This window comes from Salinicoccus sesuvii (assembly GCF_042648145.1).
Lineage (GTDB): Bacteria > Bacillota > Bacilli > Staphylococcales > Salinicoccaceae > Salinicoccus > Salinicoccus sesuvii.
This window is the reverse complement of record NZ_JBHRWV010000001.1, coordinates 421749-436177: the sequence shown is the minus strand read 5'-3', so window position 1 is coordinate 436177 and position 14429 is coordinate 421749. Positions and strand designations below refer to the sequence as shown.

General features: G+C 45.7%; 13 protein-coding genes and 1 pseudogene. 10 read left to right on the top strand and 4 right to left on the bottom strand.

The window, feature by feature from the left end:
* Positions 1-49 precede the first annotated feature (49 nt).
* The gene (locus ACFOJ8_RS02125; protein WP_380652033.1) at positions 50-1567 is read left to right on the top strand and encodes a potassium/proton antiporter; all 1518 of its coding nucleotides are present in this window, start codon (positions 50-52) and stop codon (positions 1565-1567) included.
* A gap of 2 nt (positions 1568-1569) precedes the next feature.
* Positions 1570-2178: a hypothetical protein gene (locus ACFOJ8_RS02120; protein WP_380652030.1), complete on the top strand. Its 609-nt coding sequence runs from the start codon at positions 1570-1572 to the stop codon at positions 2176-2178.
* Positions 2179-2215: 37 nt separating this feature from the next.
* On the opposite strand, the gene ACFOJ8_RS02115 is transcribed toward ACFOJ8_RS02120, so the two are convergent.
* The 3 genes from ACFOJ8_RS02115 to ACFOJ8_RS02105 form a co-directional block, all read right to left on the bottom strand.
* A complete protein-coding gene (locus tag ACFOJ8_RS02115) occupies positions 2216-2632 on the bottom strand; it encodes an OsmC family protein (RefSeq protein ID WP_380652027.1) in 417 nt (138 codons plus the stop codon).
* Positions 2633-2698: 66 nt separating this feature from the next.
* On the bottom strand, positions 2699-3919 hold the full coding sequence (locus ACFOJ8_RS02110; protein ID WP_380652024.1) for an Nramp family divalent metal transporter: 1221 nt from the start codon (positions 3917-3919) through the stop codon (positions 2699-2701).
* A 37-nt stretch (positions 3920-3956) separates the two neighbouring features.
* On the bottom strand, positions 3957-4898 hold the full coding sequence (locus ACFOJ8_RS02105) for an agmatinase family protein (protein WP_380652021.1): 942 nt from the start codon (positions 4896-4898) through the stop codon (positions 3957-3959).
* Between the two features lie 171 nt (positions 4899-5069).
* Here ACFOJ8_RS02105 and ACFOJ8_RS02100 point away from each other — a divergent pair, with 171 nt between their 5' ends.
* The 7 genes and pseudogenes from ACFOJ8_RS02100 (at position 5070) to ACFOJ8_RS02070 (ending at position 11840) form a co-directional block, all read left to right on the top strand.
* Complete coding sequence (locus ACFOJ8_RS02100) at positions 5070-5414, top strand: ArsR/SmtB family transcription factor (protein WP_380652018.1); 345 nt, start codon at positions 5070-5072, stop codon at positions 5412-5414.
* Positions 5414-6718, top strand: coding sequence for an arsenic transporter (locus ACFOJ8_RS02095; protein WP_380652015.1), 1305 nt, complete (start codon positions 5414-5416; stop codon positions 6716-6718). Before ACFOJ8_RS02100 ends, ACFOJ8_RS02095 begins: the two co-directional genes overlap by 1 nt.
* A gap of 16 nt (positions 6719-6734) precedes the next feature.
* Entirely contained in the window at positions 6735-7154 is a 420-nt protein-coding gene (gene arsC, locus ACFOJ8_RS02090; protein ID WP_380652012.1) for an arsenate reductase (thioredoxin), read from the top strand.
* 122 nt (positions 7155-7276) lie between these two features.
* Positions 7277-8603, top strand: a pseudogene (locus ACFOJ8_RS02085) (IS3 family transposase).
* A 194-nt stretch (positions 8604-8797) separates the two neighbouring features.
* Positions 8798-9820 (top strand): NADH:flavin oxidoreductase/NADH oxidase, encoded by a 1023-nt coding sequence (locus tag ACFOJ8_RS02080; protein ID WP_380652009.1) that lies wholly within the window; start codon positions 8798-8800, stop codon positions 9818-9820.
* A gap of 22 nt (positions 9821-9842) precedes the next feature.
* Entirely contained in the window at positions 9843-10748 is a 906-nt protein-coding gene (locus ACFOJ8_RS02075; RefSeq protein WP_380652006.1) for an acetamidase/formamidase family protein, read from the top strand.
* A gap of 12 nt (positions 10749-10760) precedes the next feature.
* On the top strand, positions 10761-11840 hold the full coding sequence (locus tag ACFOJ8_RS02070) for a glycerate kinase (RefSeq protein WP_380652003.1): 1080 nt from the start codon (positions 10761-10763) through the stop codon (positions 11838-11840).
* A 30-nt stretch (positions 11841-11870) separates the two neighbouring features.
* On the opposite strand, the gene ACFOJ8_RS02065 is transcribed toward ACFOJ8_RS02070, so the two are convergent.
* Positions 11871-12707, bottom strand: a complete 837-nt coding sequence (locus ACFOJ8_RS02065) for an aldo/keto reductase (protein WP_380652000.1) — start codon at positions 12705-12707, stop codon at positions 11871-11873.
* Between the two features lie 178 nt (positions 12708-12885).
* Here ACFOJ8_RS02065 and murJ point away from each other — a divergent pair, with 178 nt between their 5' ends.
* On the top strand, positions 12886-14409 hold the full coding sequence (murJ, locus tag ACFOJ8_RS02060; protein ID WP_380651997.1) for a murein biosynthesis integral membrane protein MurJ: 1524 nt from the start codon (positions 12886-12888) through the stop codon (positions 14407-14409).
* Positions 14410-14429: the final 20 nt, after the last annotated feature.

The window sequence follows — 14429 nt, the reverse complement described above, 5'->3', positions numbered from 1 at the left end:
ACTCACTTATAATTATATACACAAATGTAAAATAAGAAGGAGGCTTTTAATGGATGTCTACATAAATCAGCCTATTCTTCTCGTAGCCATCGTCCTCGTCCTCGGGGTGGTAATCACTAGATTTTCCTCAAGGCTCGGGTTCCCCTCATTAGTGCTATTTATCATCATCGGTATACTACTCAATCAAGTCATCTACTATGATGATGTAGAGACAACCCAACTCATCGGTATGATTGCTCTCATTATCATACTGTTTGAAGGGGGACTGCAGACTAACATCACCGCTATAAGAAAGGTTGCCGCACCGGCTGTCCTTTTAGCCACCATCGGCGTTCTGCTTACCAGCCTCATCCTTGGCGTATTCGCCTACTTCATACTCGATCTCGATTTGATGACTTCTATGTTGCTTGGTGCCATTGTCGGTTCAACGGATGCGGCTGCCGTATTCGCCGTATTCGGCAGTAAGAATATTAAAGAGAAACTTTCTACGACTATCGAGGCAGAATCCGGAACCAACGATCCGATGGCAGTATTTCTGACCGTCACTATTATTTCCGTCATTGAAATGCCGGGAGAAACTAATGTTTTCCTACTCATACTTTCTTTCTTCTGGCAGATGGGCATCGCGGTACTCATCGGACTTATCATCGGACGCCTCGCTGTTTATGTCATCAATCGTATCGACTTGGAAGCTTCAGGGCTCTACCCGGTACTCTCGCTTGGCTTTGCCATGCTCTCATTCGGTGTCGCGGAAGTCGCTAATGCCAGTGGCCTGCTTGCCGTCTACATCATGGCCTTGCTCATGGGGAATCGCCCTTTGACCTACAAGCATTCCATCCTACGCTTTAATGAAGGACTGGCATGGATGATGCAGATCATCATGTTCATCATGCTTGGATTGCTCGCGTTCCCTGAGGAACTTTTTAACTACACTTTCCAAGGTATCCTGATGGCTCTTATACTCATATTCATAGCACGTCCGATTGGCGTATTCCTTACACTTATCGCAAGTAAATATGACCTTAAGGAGAAAGCCTTCATCTCGTGGGCCGGACTGCGGGGTTCAGTACCTATCGTACTCGCAACCTATCCACTTGTCAGTGGCATCGAAAACGGCTATTTGATATTCAACGTCGTCTTCTTCATCGTCATCTTCTCTGCACTACTTCAAGGGAGTACAATTACTCCTGTTGCGCGCTGGCTTGGGTTCGATGAAGGAGAGACAGACGCACCACCTTATTCAGTAGAACTTCTGGCACTCGGCCAAACACAGAATGATATTTATGGGGTTGAACTGCCAATTCAGTCCGCTCATGAAAATGCTAAGATAAAAGATCTCGATCTGCCACCGGATATTCTTGTCATCGCCATTATTAGAGATGATGAATTGATTACCCCAAATGGAGAAACTGTCATGCATTCCGAGGACTTCATCTATATTATGATGCCTAGGAAACTCCGCGAACGTACAGAAGCCTATTTCAGCAAGGTAAAAGAAAATAAAAGTAGCAAATCGAAACGAACTGAGTCGGATACTGACGCAGAGAATAATCAGGGAGGCACATAATCATGAAACTACTCATCCCTTTACTCGTAGCACTGTTCTTTATGACTGCCTGTACGAGTACTGATGACCAGACAGGAACCGAATCTGACGAAGTCGAAACTGAAGAAACGACCGATGAAACAGTTGCGGAAGAAGAGACGGCTGAGCAAGAACTCCCTGAAGTTAGGCCGATTGATATTACAAGTGGAGCATTTCTCTCAAACTTCTTCTCAGGCAACTATGAATACAGAACTATATCCGTCCATTCAAGCTACGACTATATGGTTGCAACACTCGGCGAACCCGAAGGATCCGGGAGTGTTGTAGATGGCACTTACTATCACTATGATCATATTGGTTTCAATTTCCCACAGTCAGCCGGCGAGGTGGATGATACTAGCGCACTTAATGTCGATGGTATCATCATCTTTCCAGAAGATCTTACTAAGCAGGAAGCTGTAGAGCGTTTCGGATGGCCAAGCAGTGACGAAGTTTCAAACTTCAGAATGTTATACGACAGCGATCCTGAGAATGGCCAGTATGTAATGATGAACTACGACCAGCAAGACCGTATCACTGAAATCGTCCTTCAGTATAAAGACTTATCCGACACAGACTTCTACGAAGAATAAAGGCGACAGGCCAATTGGCCTGTCGCCTTTATTTGTGTTATTTAATCTCACCATTTAGCTCCAGTTTCGTTTCCACTGTCGCGTTTAGAGAATTGATCGCAGAACAGTATTTATCAGCAGACAGCTTGATTGCACGCTGTGCTACCTTTTCACTGACATCACCTCTGATTTTTACGATGATTTCTATCTTCGTAAATTTCTTCGGCTCTGTTTCAGCACGTTCCCCATCAATTTCTATCTTTATGGTTTCTATCTTATCCATGCTGTGACGCATAATGACATTAAGATCGATACCCATGCACCCGGCTACACCATGAAGCAACATTTCCATCGGTCTCGGGCCACTGTCATGACCCCCAGCCTCACTGCTTGCATCCATCGTCACTTCGTATCCGGAAACATCTCCTTTGGAATTATAAGTCATGTCGCCTGTCCATTGTGCACTGATCTTCATCACTTCGTCCTCCCGTTCGCTTTTATCTTATTATATTCGTTTGAACCCTTTATATACAGAGGTTATTTATAAAAATGTCGAAATCGCATCTACTAGACTGTATATTCCGAGGAAGGAGACAACAGCTGCAACAAGCCATCCAATGATATTCAACCATAGTGGATTGACATGTTGGCCCATTGTACTTCTCTTGTTGATCAGAACCATAATAAGTATCGCGATAATCGGCAGAATCAGTCCATTAAGCGCCTGCGCGAATAGTAAGACCTCAAGAGGTTCAAAGCCGAGTGCCGAAGTGATAATGCCGAGAATAATAATGCCCGAGAAAACGAGTTTGTAATTCTTATTATCGAATCCGCCTTTCCATCGCATGAAACTACTAACGGTGACGGCTGCACCCATCGGTGACGCAATGGCCGATGACAAACCGGCAGAGAATAGACCAATACTGATGAACAATGGCGCCAAGTCTCCCATTAGGGGTTCAAGCGGTGCCGCAAGCTGTACAATACTGGTTACTTCCGTGCCTTGAATCAAAGCACCTGCTGTAATCAGTATTGCTGCTGTAATCAGTCCGCCGACGGTAATGGTTATAATGGTATCGATCCGTGATTCCTTCAACCCATCCGCACTATCCCACTTTTCACTGACAGTGGACGCATGGATGAAGAAGTTATAAGGGACAACAGTCGTACCAATTATCGCAATAACAGTAAGTATTGAACCGTTCGGAATTCCTGGTATGAACGCTCCGCGCAGAACTGCGCCGAGATCGGAAGCTGAAACAAACATCGTTGTAATGAAGGTGATGCTCATAACTACAATCAGGAAAATCATGACTTTCTCAATGATTTTATAACTCCCGCTAAGACCAAGTAGCAAGATGACAACACCAATTACCGGTGCAACATAGTTCTCAGGAATATTAAATAGATAAGACACGCCGAGTGAAGTTCCAAGTAAATCTCCACTTATGTAGGCTGCGCACCCCACACAGACTGCAATCATAACCAACCATACTGATGCAAATTTCATTATCACGTTATCGAAGAGGTTGCGGATATTTTCCCCAAGTCCTTCGCCGGTAATTATGCCGATTCTTGCGACCATTTCCTGCAAGACGATTGATGCAATGACAGCAAAAATGATTGTCCATAATAGCGCAAAGCCAAAACCGGCCCCCGCTCGGGTCGCTGTAGTGACAGTTCCCGGACCGATGAACGACGCCGTAATAATGGCACCAGGCCCAATAATTTTCAATTTTTCAATCAGTTTATTTCTACTCAATATCTGCACCCCTGTCTAGGAGGAAGGTCCCCCATTCCTATTTTGTATGGCCACCATGAACGTGACCCGCAAGTACGTAGAGCACTGCTGTTGAAACAAAGTGCGCCGAATTCTGGTTTGCATCCTGCTGCGGGTAGACCTCGACAAAATCCATACCGCACAAACCCCGCTTGCCAAACTCGTAAATCATTGTAACTAGTTCGTGTGAAGTGATGCCGTTCCCATCCACTGGACCGCCAGGATTGAATGCAAAATCTAGCACGTCGCTGCAGATGGTCAGATATACCACATCGACTTCTTTTGCGGCCATATCGTAGATTTCATTAGCAAAAGCCTTCAAATCCGACGCTTCTTTGATGTCGTTGATGGTTAAAGTGACGGCACCAGCTTCTTGTGCGTACTTCCCTGTTTCAGGCTTATTTCGTGGCCCTTTAATACCAGTGTGAATCAGACTTTCGTTGCGCACACCTTCTGTCTCATAGAGGCGCATGAATGGCGTACTTCTAGCAAACGCATCTCCTTCGTAGTGCGGCATATTGTCGTAGTGGGAGTCCAAGTGAATGATGCCGACCTTCTTGCCTGTATTCGCCAGTCCTTTGACTACAGGATAAGTAATGCCATGGTCGCCGCCAAGTCCGACCAGGAATTTGCCACTCTTCCATAAGTTTTCTGCAAAGGATTCAATCCTGTCCATTGTTCCCGGTACGTCATGCGGTATGACGCTGACATCGCCGACATCACCAAGTGTTAAATGCTCTTCGACGTTGATGTGGTCGAGTTCCGGAAGATATGTACTATATCTAGCTGAAGAAAGTCTGATCTGCTTAGGACCGAGCTCACATCCTGTGTAGTCTCCCCAAGTACATGCCCCTTCCCAAGGCACACCATAAATCAGCACATCCGTATCATACTGGTTGGCGTCCGTTAGATTTTTCGCTCCGAGCATAGGGGGCGTATTACCATAAATATTCGATTCCATCATAAAACCTCCAGATTTTTATATGCGCTACCTTACCGATGATATGTATTTTTATTTCTACTACCTATTAACCTATACAGATGGTCCATAAACACCTGTTGACCATATAATAAAACCCTTATATAATTTTTAGTGTCTGATAACAAAATGATTATATGGTTGAGGTGTAGTATGGAAAAAAAAGAAATAGATATCAGCCAGGCTGCTGAAATTTTTAAGATTATGGGTGATCAATCCAGGTTATCAATGCTCGCCATGATGAACAGACGTGAGTGTTGTGTCTGTGACTTTACAGAATGCTTTCAAATGAGCCAGCCGGCTGTCAGTCAGCACCTGAAAAAGCTGAAGACCCTAGGTCTCATCACGGAAAGAAAAGAAGGCTACTGGACGTACCTTTCATTGAACGAAGAAAGTCCCTTCTATGAAGTTTTACCGAGACTTATCGCCACCGTGCCGGATATCGAAACGCACGTCTCATCATTGCTCGCATCATGTAGCAGTCGGAGTTGTTGCTGATGGAGAGCGTCCAGCCCTTTATCGCAGTTATCTTGTTTCTCATCACCCTGTTTCTCGTCATCCGTCAGCCGCGGGGTCTTGGCATCGGCTGGTCGGCAAGTCTCGGTGCAGTCGTTGCGCTGCTCCTTGGGGTTGTCAGTTTCGCTGATGTGGCGACTGTATGGGGCATTGTCTGGAATGCCACACTCACCTTTGTTGCTGTTATACTTATTTCGCTTGTACTAGATGAGATCGGATTCTTCGAGTGGTCCGCACTCCATATGGCACGTTTTGCTAAAGGCAGTGGTCTGAAGCTTTTCATCTATATTATTCTGCTTGGTGCCATTGTTGCTGCCCTATTCGCAAATGACGGTGCTGCATTGATCCTAACACCCATTGTGCTCGCTATGGTCAGAAACCTGAATTTCACTGAAAAGATGGTCATGCCATTCATAATAGCAAGCGGCTTTATTGCAGACACCGCCTCGCTACCATTTATCGTCAGTAATCTGGTGAACATCGTATCTGCCGATTTTTTCGGTATCGGGTTCATTGAGTATGCATCCCGTATGGTTGTACCGAACCTGTTCTCAATTCTGGCGAGTATACTTGTACTCTACATATTCTTCAGAAAAAGTCTGCCTCAGAATTATGATCTGTCCAAGTTAAAACATCCAGCACAAGCCATCCGAGACACTCGCATGTTTTCATGGGCGTTCCCGGTACTCGCCCTGCTACTCGTTGGATATTTCCTGAGTGAGCCACTCGGTGTGCCTGTTTCCGCCATTGCCGGTGTCATTGCCCTCTTCTTCATATTGTTGGCAAGAAACAGTGATGCTGTACCAGTGAAGTCAGTCGTCAAAGGAGCGCCGTGGGATATCGTCTTCTTTTCTCTCGGCATGTATGTCGTCGTATACGGACTTCAAAATGCCGGATTGACAGGCGTTCTTGGCCAATTCATTGGTGCTGCTGCTACACAAGGGTTGTTTGTGGGTACTATGGTAATGGGCTTCACTGCCGCCATATTATCCTCTGTCATGAACAACATGCCGACCGTGATGATCGATGCGCTTGCAATCGCCGAGTCCGGTACCGAAGGACTTGTCAAGGAAGGCCTCATCTATGCCAATGTCATCGGGTCGGACCTCGGACCGAAGATCACACCGATTGGTTCACTGGCCACATTGCTATGGCTCCATGTATTAAAGAAGAAAGGCATCAACATATCGTGGGGCTACTATTTCAAGATCGGTATCATGCTGACAATCCCTGTTCTGTTCATCACACTTTTAGGATTATACGTATGGCTACTTATCATTTCTTAACTAAAGGAGAATTATTATGTCCAAACCCATCATTTATTTTCTATGTACAGGAAACTCATGCAGAAGTCAGATTGCAGAAGGTTTCGGCAGCAAGCATTTGGGAGAGCAGTACGCAGTCTATTCTGCTGGAATTGAAGCACACGGTTTGAATCCAAAAGCCGTAGACATTATGGCAGAAGTCGGCGTTGACATTACCAATCAGGAATCGAACATCATCGATAATGATCTGCTCGCTCGTGCCGATTATGTCATCACCCTCTGCGGCGATGCCAATGACAACTGCCCCGTGACACCTTCTCATGTTACCCGCATGCACTGGGGTTTTGAAGATCCTGCGAAAGCTACGGGCTCCGAAGAGGAAATCCATGCCATATTTGCAGATGTGCGTGACGCCATTGAAGAGAGAATCATCCAATTCAAAAATGAAGGCAAGTAGGAAGGGTGAACTATAACCCGAATAATGGACAGTTAATAAAAAACGTCCATTATTCGGGTTTTTCTGTGCCCACTCAATGATCTCGTTTATAATGAAACAAAGTATTGGAACGGAGGTAGCTTATGGCACGGCATTTTTCAGCATTTGAAATGAAGCAGTTAGAAAAGAATCCAAATATTCTCAGAGTTTCAGAGCGCTCGATCACTTATCATCCGGAATTTAAGAAGGTGGCTGTCCAAACCTATCTTTCAGGGGGCACACCGGCGCGGATATTCATTGACCATGGATTTGACCTGGCGATTATCGGAAAAGAACAGCCGGGCCGGTCCCTCAGCCGGTGGCGGAAAACATATGAAAAGCATGGTGAAGTCGGACTGGAAAATGATTTCCGGGGCAGAGGGGCCACAGGACGGCCATCCGACACGGCGCGCTCAGCAGCAGAAAAATTAAAGCGGGCAGAAGCGCGGATTAAATATTTAGAGGCAGAAAATGAATTCCTAAAAAAGCTCGAAACACGCGAAAGGCAGGCGAAGCATCAGAGACGAGACTAAAACCGTCTGAAGTATATGAACTGATTGAACAACTCCATCGCAAGCATCCACTTAAAAATATGGTATCCCACCTATGCAAGCTCTCGGGTGTCAGCCGAAGTGGCTATTACGCGTGGTTAAAAGGAGAGGCAGGCAGGCAAATGAGAATGGAAACTGACAATAAGGATGCGGCATTGATTGAAAAGATCTTTGATGCAGAAAAGGGAAAAGTCGGTGCACTACAGATCAAACTGTCTTTGGAGAATGATTACGGCATCATCATGAACCACAAAAAGATCCGGCGATTGATGAAAAAATATCATTTAACCGTAACAATCAGACAGGCCAAACCGTACAGACATATGTTGAAAGCGACGAAGGCACACAGCACATGCAAGAATTTGTTGGGCCGGACATTCGATCAAAATGAACCGGGCAAAGTGTATCTGACCGACATCACTTACATTTACTATGGAAACGGCCAAAAAGCATATCTCTCCTGCGTCAAAGACAGTACAACGAAAGAAATCATTACCCATGTCGTCTCCGCTCTCTAAAGATGGATATCGTCTATCGCACCCTCAAACAGCTGAATGAAACCGTAGCGTTCTTTCATCCGGAAGCAATGATACATTCCGATCAGGGCGTCCATTATACCCACCCCGAGTTCCAGAACAGAGTCAAACAACTGGGTCTCCGCCAATCCATGTCCCGTCGGGGAAACTGCTGGGATAATGCCCCCATGGAATCCTTCTTTGGTCATTTTAAGGATATGGTGGACCATAAAGCGTGCCAGTCCTTTAAAGAACTGAAGCATACGGTTGGCAATTATATCAATAAGTATAATAATGAAAGATATCAGTGGGGATTAAAAAGGATGACCCCGGTACAATACCGAGGTCATCTACTCGCAGCATGACGCTTTTTTTAACTGTCTAAATTATGGGTTACAGTTCAGGGAGGCTATGACCTCCTTTTTTATTTCGAAATTTAGCGTTGTTCCAATAAAAATATTATTTAAAAAGTGCATTTATTTTGTAAATGAGGGGCTTTATCTTTGAACTTTCACTAAATTTGCATAACAATAGATATATCAGAAAAAGGAGGGGTTTGATGATTTCTTTATTTGAACCATATTCAATCAAGGGGCTGGAGTTGCGCAACAGGCTCGTCATGGCACCAATGTGCCAGTACAGTGCAGTAGATGGAATACCAGACGAATGGCATTTCACCCACTATACTTCGCGGGCGGTCGGTGGGACCGGCCTTATTATGTTCGAAATGACGAATGTTGAAGCAAGAGGAAGGATCACAGACCACTGTCTTGGCATATGGTCTGACGGACATGTTCCTCACTACAAGCGGATTGTTGATGCATGCCATCGACACGGTGCAAAGGTTGGTATCCAGCTGGCGCATGCAGGCAGAAAAGCACAAGACACTGAATTGCCGGTATCAAGCTCTGCGATTGCCTATAGTGATGAGTTCAAGACCCCTCACGAGTTATCCACTGAGGAAGTGGAAGAGATGATTGATGCATTCCGCTGGGGGGCAGAACGGTCGGTTCAGGCAGGTTTTGATACAATTGAACTGCACGCTGCCCATGGCTATCTCATCCATCAGTTCCAATCCCACCGTACAAACAAGCGTACAGATGAATACGGACAGGATTTAAGCCTCTTCGGATCAAAAGTGATAGAAGCAGTAAAATCTGTCATGCCAAAAGAGATGCCACTCGTCCTTAGAATATCTGCCGTCGAATTTGCAGAAGATGGCTACGATCTTGACCACGCCGTATGGTTGTCAAAACAGTATATTGAAGCCGGAGTAGATATGATTGATGTTTCTGCAGGAGGTGAAGGCAAACCTTCAGAAGAACGCTTCCCGGGTGCCTATCCAGGGTATATGGTACCTTACGCAAAAACTATCCGCGAAGAGACAGATGTTCCAGTTATGGCTGTCGGTTTGTTAGAAGACATCAACCTCGCTGAGCATGTCGTCGCTTCTGAAGAAGCGGACCTCATTGCTATCGGACGCGGCCTGCTCCGGGATCCATACTGGGTGCTGAATGCTTCTCAGGAAAAGCAGGAAAAGAGCGATGCATTCATTCCCAAGCAGTACGGACGCGCGTATTAGAATTCTGGAAGGATACTGATAGATGAAACATTCTTTGGATAAATCACATTTCTATTATGCAATGTCAAAAGATAACGAGGCCGTACTCACAGTCGGCTTCGGCGATACAATCGAAATAGAGACACACGACTGTTTCCAAGGCCAAATCACTTCTGCCGAGACAGTGCTCGACACACTCAACTGGGATCAGATTAACCCCGCCACTGGTCCAATCCATGTGGAGGGCATCAAAGCAGGTGATGTACTCAAAGTCACAATAGATAATATTGTACTGGACTCACGTGGCGTCATGCTGACGGGACCAGGTCTCGGTGTCATGGGGGAATCCCTCGAACGCATGGAAGCGAAGATGTTCGACATCGACACTGCGGGTGGCTACGTCTCATTCAATGGTCTTGAACTACCTTTAAATCCCATGATCGGCGTCATCGGTGTCGCACCTGCAGACATACCCATTAACAACGGTACGCCTGAGCGGCATGGTGGCAATATGGACAGCAAGAAGATTACGACAGGCGCCACACTGTACCTCCCCGTATTCCATGACGGTGCCCTTTTTGGACTCGGCGATGTCCATGCCAAAATGGGTGACGGTGAGATTAGTGTCAGTGGTCTTGAAATCGGCTCAAAAATTACCGTAACATTGGATAAAGCAGACAATATAGTAACACAGCACCCTGTTGTCATCGACCAAGATGGCATTCATATGATGGTTTCTGATGAAAGCCTCGATGTAGCGGTCGAAACATCTGTAAAACAGATGATTGCCCTACTCCACCCACATACTGATTTGACGCTATCGGAAATAACCATGCTGATGAGCCTAGTCGGAGAAACGCAAATCAACCAGGTTGTCGACCCGCTCAAAACAGCACGTTTCTTCGTGCCGCATAGTGTATTGGAACATTATAAGATTTCTTTTAGTTAGGGAGAGGATAAAATGAGGGTCGTCATCGCACCGGACTCGTATAAAGGGACGCTTGACCAACATGAAGTAGCAGCAGTGATATCTACATCGCTCGAAGCGCTCGGTCACACTGCTGTAATGAAACCCATGAGCGATGGCGGGGATGGATTGCTCCAGAGCTTTAAGAACGAAGGGTATACAAAGATTACCGTCAATATTACCGGACCTGAAGGAGATACTATCGAGGGCAACTACTATTTCAAGGACGGCACCGCAGTCATTGAGACGGCTGAAGCCTGCGGTCTTCATCTCCTTACCACTTCGCACCCAAAGGACCGGACTACGTTCGGCGTAGGTGAGATGATCATGCACGCAATGGATCAAGGTGCTGAGCACATCATTCTCGGTCTCGGCGGCTCATCAACGAATGATGGTGGCTATGGTATGTTTATGGCACTCGGCGGACGAGCTACCGATGAGGACGAAATGCCTTGCGGGATATTTAATAGGGATATCTCAAAAATCACTGCCATCGATACAGACTCTCTGCGTAAATTTAGTGACATCACATTGACCGTCGCTTCTGATGTTGATAATCCGCTGCTCGGGCAGTACGGTGCTATCCCTGTATTCGGACCCCAAAAAGGTATTGCTTCTGCAGAAATCGAATGGTTCCAAACGATGCTTTCCCACTTGGCAGAGAAAACTCGCGCTGCATTTCCTAAAAGCGATCCTTCCGCTTCGGGCGCCGGCGCCGCTGGTGGCCTTGGCTGGATGCTGATGAACCTCGGTGCCCGGATAACACCAGGGGGGGAACTGGTGGCGAGGGAGATCAACCTCGAAGAGGCGATAGTAGATGCTGATGCCGTCATCACTGGTGAAGGGAAAAGTGATGCTCAGACGCTTCACGGCAAAGTTCCATCTGTCGTTGCAAAATTAGCTAAAAAATACGAAAAGCCATGCTATCTAATATCTGGCCAACTGACCGCAGATCTAAATGACCATTTTGCAGCTGTCTACGCACTCGCAGAAACAGAGGGCGATATACAGAATGTGATGGAAGACACCGCCCTGCATTTAGAGCAAAAGATTAAAGAAATATTTTCTGAATAGAAAACTGTCCGGATTTTTCCGGACAGTTTTTTATTCGTCGAAGCTAAAGTTATCAGGATTTTTGCCGATACGCTGATTTCTATCTAGAGCGTCAATTCGTTTCATATCTTCGTCACTGATTTTAAAATCAAATATGTCTATGTTTTCTACTATACGAGACGGTGTCGCCGATTTCGGAATTGTAGATACACCATTTTGTACATCCCACCTCAAGATAATCTGGGCAGGTGTTTTATCATACTTACCGGCCAATTCCTGGATGATTGGCTCTTTAAAAACGCCACCTCGATTGAGTGGTGCCCAGGCCTCAAGCTGGATGTCTTGAGCTTCGCAGTAGGCACGCATCTCCCTTTGGGCAAGATAGGGATGGTATTCTAATTGGTTTACCATCGGTTTTACACGACACATCGCAAATATCTCCTCAAGGTGCTGCTGATGGAAATTGCTGACGCCAATCGCCTTTACCTTGCCTTCCTCGTACAATTTTTCAAACGCTCGCCATGATTCAGTATATTTTCCCTCAATCGGCCAGTGAATCAGGTAGAGATCTAGATAGTCTAGTCCGAGGTTCCAGAGACTCTTATTAAAAGCATTCAATGTTTCCTCAAACCCAAGGTCATCGTTCCAGACTTTCGTCGTAATGAATAACTCTTCTCTCGGCAGACCGGAAGCCTTGATTGCCTCACCCACGCCTTTTTCGTTGCCGTAGAAGGCAGCCGTGTCGATATGCCTGTAGCCAGCTTCAATTGCAGATAGAACTACCTGCTTCATCTGATCGCCTTCCTCCACTCTGTAAACGCCAAGGCCAATGATCGGTATCTCGACGCCGTTGCCTAATTTATAAGTCTCCCGATTTATTGTTCCCATTTCCTTCAATCCTTTCCTGTTCATCTCTATCTTTCATCTTATTCCACTTTCTGCATGCGTATCAAATATAACAAAATACAGGGTGGCTGGTCCTACGGCATACCGTTTCTGATAGAATATGGATTATTAGCTTTCAAGCCCAGTCGTATGTGACTGGAAGTTAGGATAGTGTGAACCTATGAAAAAAGCAGTCGTGCTCCTTATGATTCTAACTATTATTTCCAAGATTTCGGGGTTTTTCAGAGACCTCACTTTGGCCTACTTCTATGGTGCTTCTGAAATCAGCGATGTCTTCTTGCTGGCTGGAAGCGTCCCTACCATTGTCTTTGGCGTCATTGCTGCAGGTATCTCGACAGGTTATATCCCGCTCTACTCACGTATCGAAAACGAGCTTGGTTTTAGAGCTGGAATAAGATATACAAACAACCTGATCAACGTACTACTAGTTGGCACGACAGCCATCGTTATACTTGCCCTGATCTTCACAGAACCTCTGGTAAGAATATTTGCCCTCGGATTTGAAGGGGAGACACTCGCTCTCGCGGTCGTCTTTACCCGCTTTAGTATTTTCGGCATCTATTTCACTATTATCATACGTATCCTCAGCGCCTATTTGAATTACAATAAAGTATTCGCGATTCCCTCGTTAATTGGTATTCCAATGAACTTCGTATTGATTGTTGCTATCGTCGTCAGTAGCTACACAGAGTGGATTCTGGTACTTGCTGCGGCAAACGTCGTTGCCTTGTTTGTACAATTACTCATCATTATTTTCTTCTCATATCGACATGAATTTCGTTTTGAGATGGTATTGAAACCCAAAGATCGACACATCAAGCAAATGGCGTCACTCGCGTTACCAGTCATACTCGGCACAGGAGTGTCACAGCTCAACAGACTTGTGGACCGATCCCTGGCCTCATGTGTCACTATCGGTGGAATCTCATCCATCAATTATGCCAATACGATGAATACAGCATTTGTCGGTATTTTTGTTGCGTCCTTTGTTACCGTATTCTATCCAGACATATCGAGAAAAGGTGCCAAAGGCGATATGAAAGGCCTTAGACATACAATGAACCAGACCATTCTGGGCGTTCTCATCCTCATCGTCCCTGCCACCGTCAGTGCCATGATGCTTGCCGAACCAATCGTCCGCCTGTTATTTGACCGAGGTGCATTTGATGAAAAAGCAGTGGCGCTCACGACATCAGCATTCTTCTTCTATTCTATTGGACTTTCGGGTGCTGGTCTCAATATAGTACTTGCACGCGTCTTCTATGCCCTTCAGGATACAAAGACACCGATGGTTAACAGTGCAATCGCAATGGCCATCAATCTTGTCCTAAACTTTCTGCTTGCACCGCTACTCGGCATTGGAGGACTCGCACTTGCGACAAGCATCTCCTCACTCATTACAGTCGCACTGCTGACGTACCAGTTGCGCAAAAAACTTGGCCGTCTCAACCTGAAGGTACTCGTTCCTTCAATATTCAAAATAACAGGGGCTTCGATTCTATCAGCTAGTGTTGCTTTCTTGATCTACAAATTCATTGAGGTTTCTCTAGGACTCTATATCAGTACAATCGCTGCTATTTTTGTAACAGTAGCGCTCTACTTCCTATCTATTGTTCTGCTCAAGGTCGAAGGTGTCCAGGAATTCATAGATGCAGGAGTGAAACGTCTCAGAAGAAAGATGTAGGGTGAATACGTTCATTTCGA

What these genes read in the sequence shown, in the direction of transcription:
- ACFOJ8_RS02100 (WP_380652018.1), top strand. Translation starts at nt 5,070, where the DNA reads ATGGAAAAAAAAGAAATAGATATCAGCCAGGCTGCTGAAATTTTTAAG.
- ACFOJ8_RS02105 (WP_380652021.1), bottom strand. Translation starts at nt 4,898, where the DNA reads ATGGAATCGAATATTTATGGTAATACGCCCCCTATGCTCGGAGCGAAA.
- ACFOJ8_RS02125 (WP_380652033.1), top strand. Translation starts at nt 50, where the DNA reads ATGGATGTCTACATAAATCAGCCTATTCTTCTCGTAGCCATCGTCCTC.
- murJ (WP_380651997.1), top strand. Translation starts at nt 12,886, where the DNA reads ATGAAAAAAGCAGTCGTGCTCCTTATGATTCTAACTATTATTTCCAAG.
- ACFOJ8_RS02065 (WP_380652000.1), bottom strand. Translation starts at nt 12,707, where the DNA reads ATGGGAACAATAAATCGGGAGACTTATAAATTAGGCAACGGCGTCGAG.
- ACFOJ8_RS02070 (WP_380652003.1), top strand. Translation starts at nt 10,761, where the DNA reads ATGAGGGTCGTCATCGCACCGGACTCGTATAAAGGGACGCTTGACCAA.
- ACFOJ8_RS02080 (WP_380652009.1), top strand. Translation starts at nt 8,798, where the DNA reads ATGATTTCTTTATTTGAACCATATTCAATCAAGGGGCTGGAGTTGCGC.
- arsC (WP_380652012.1), top strand. Translation starts at nt 6,735, where the DNA reads ATGTCCAAACCCATCATTTATTTTCTATGTACAGGAAACTCATGCAGA.
- ACFOJ8_RS02075 (WP_380652006.1), top strand. Translation starts at nt 9,843, where the DNA reads ATGAAACATTCTTTGGATAAATCACATTTCTATTATGCAATGTCAAAA.
- ACFOJ8_RS02095 (WP_380652015.1), top strand. Translation starts at nt 5,414, where the DNA reads ATGGAGAGCGTCCAGCCCTTTATCGCAGTTATCTTGTTTCTCATCACC.
- ACFOJ8_RS02120 (WP_380652030.1), top strand. Translation starts at nt 1,570, where the DNA reads ATGAAACTACTCATCCCTTTACTCGTAGCACTGTTCTTTATGACTGCC.
- ACFOJ8_RS02115 (WP_380652027.1), bottom strand. Translation starts at nt 2,632, where the DNA reads ATGAAGATCAGTGCACAATGGACAGGCGACATGACTTATAATTCCAAA.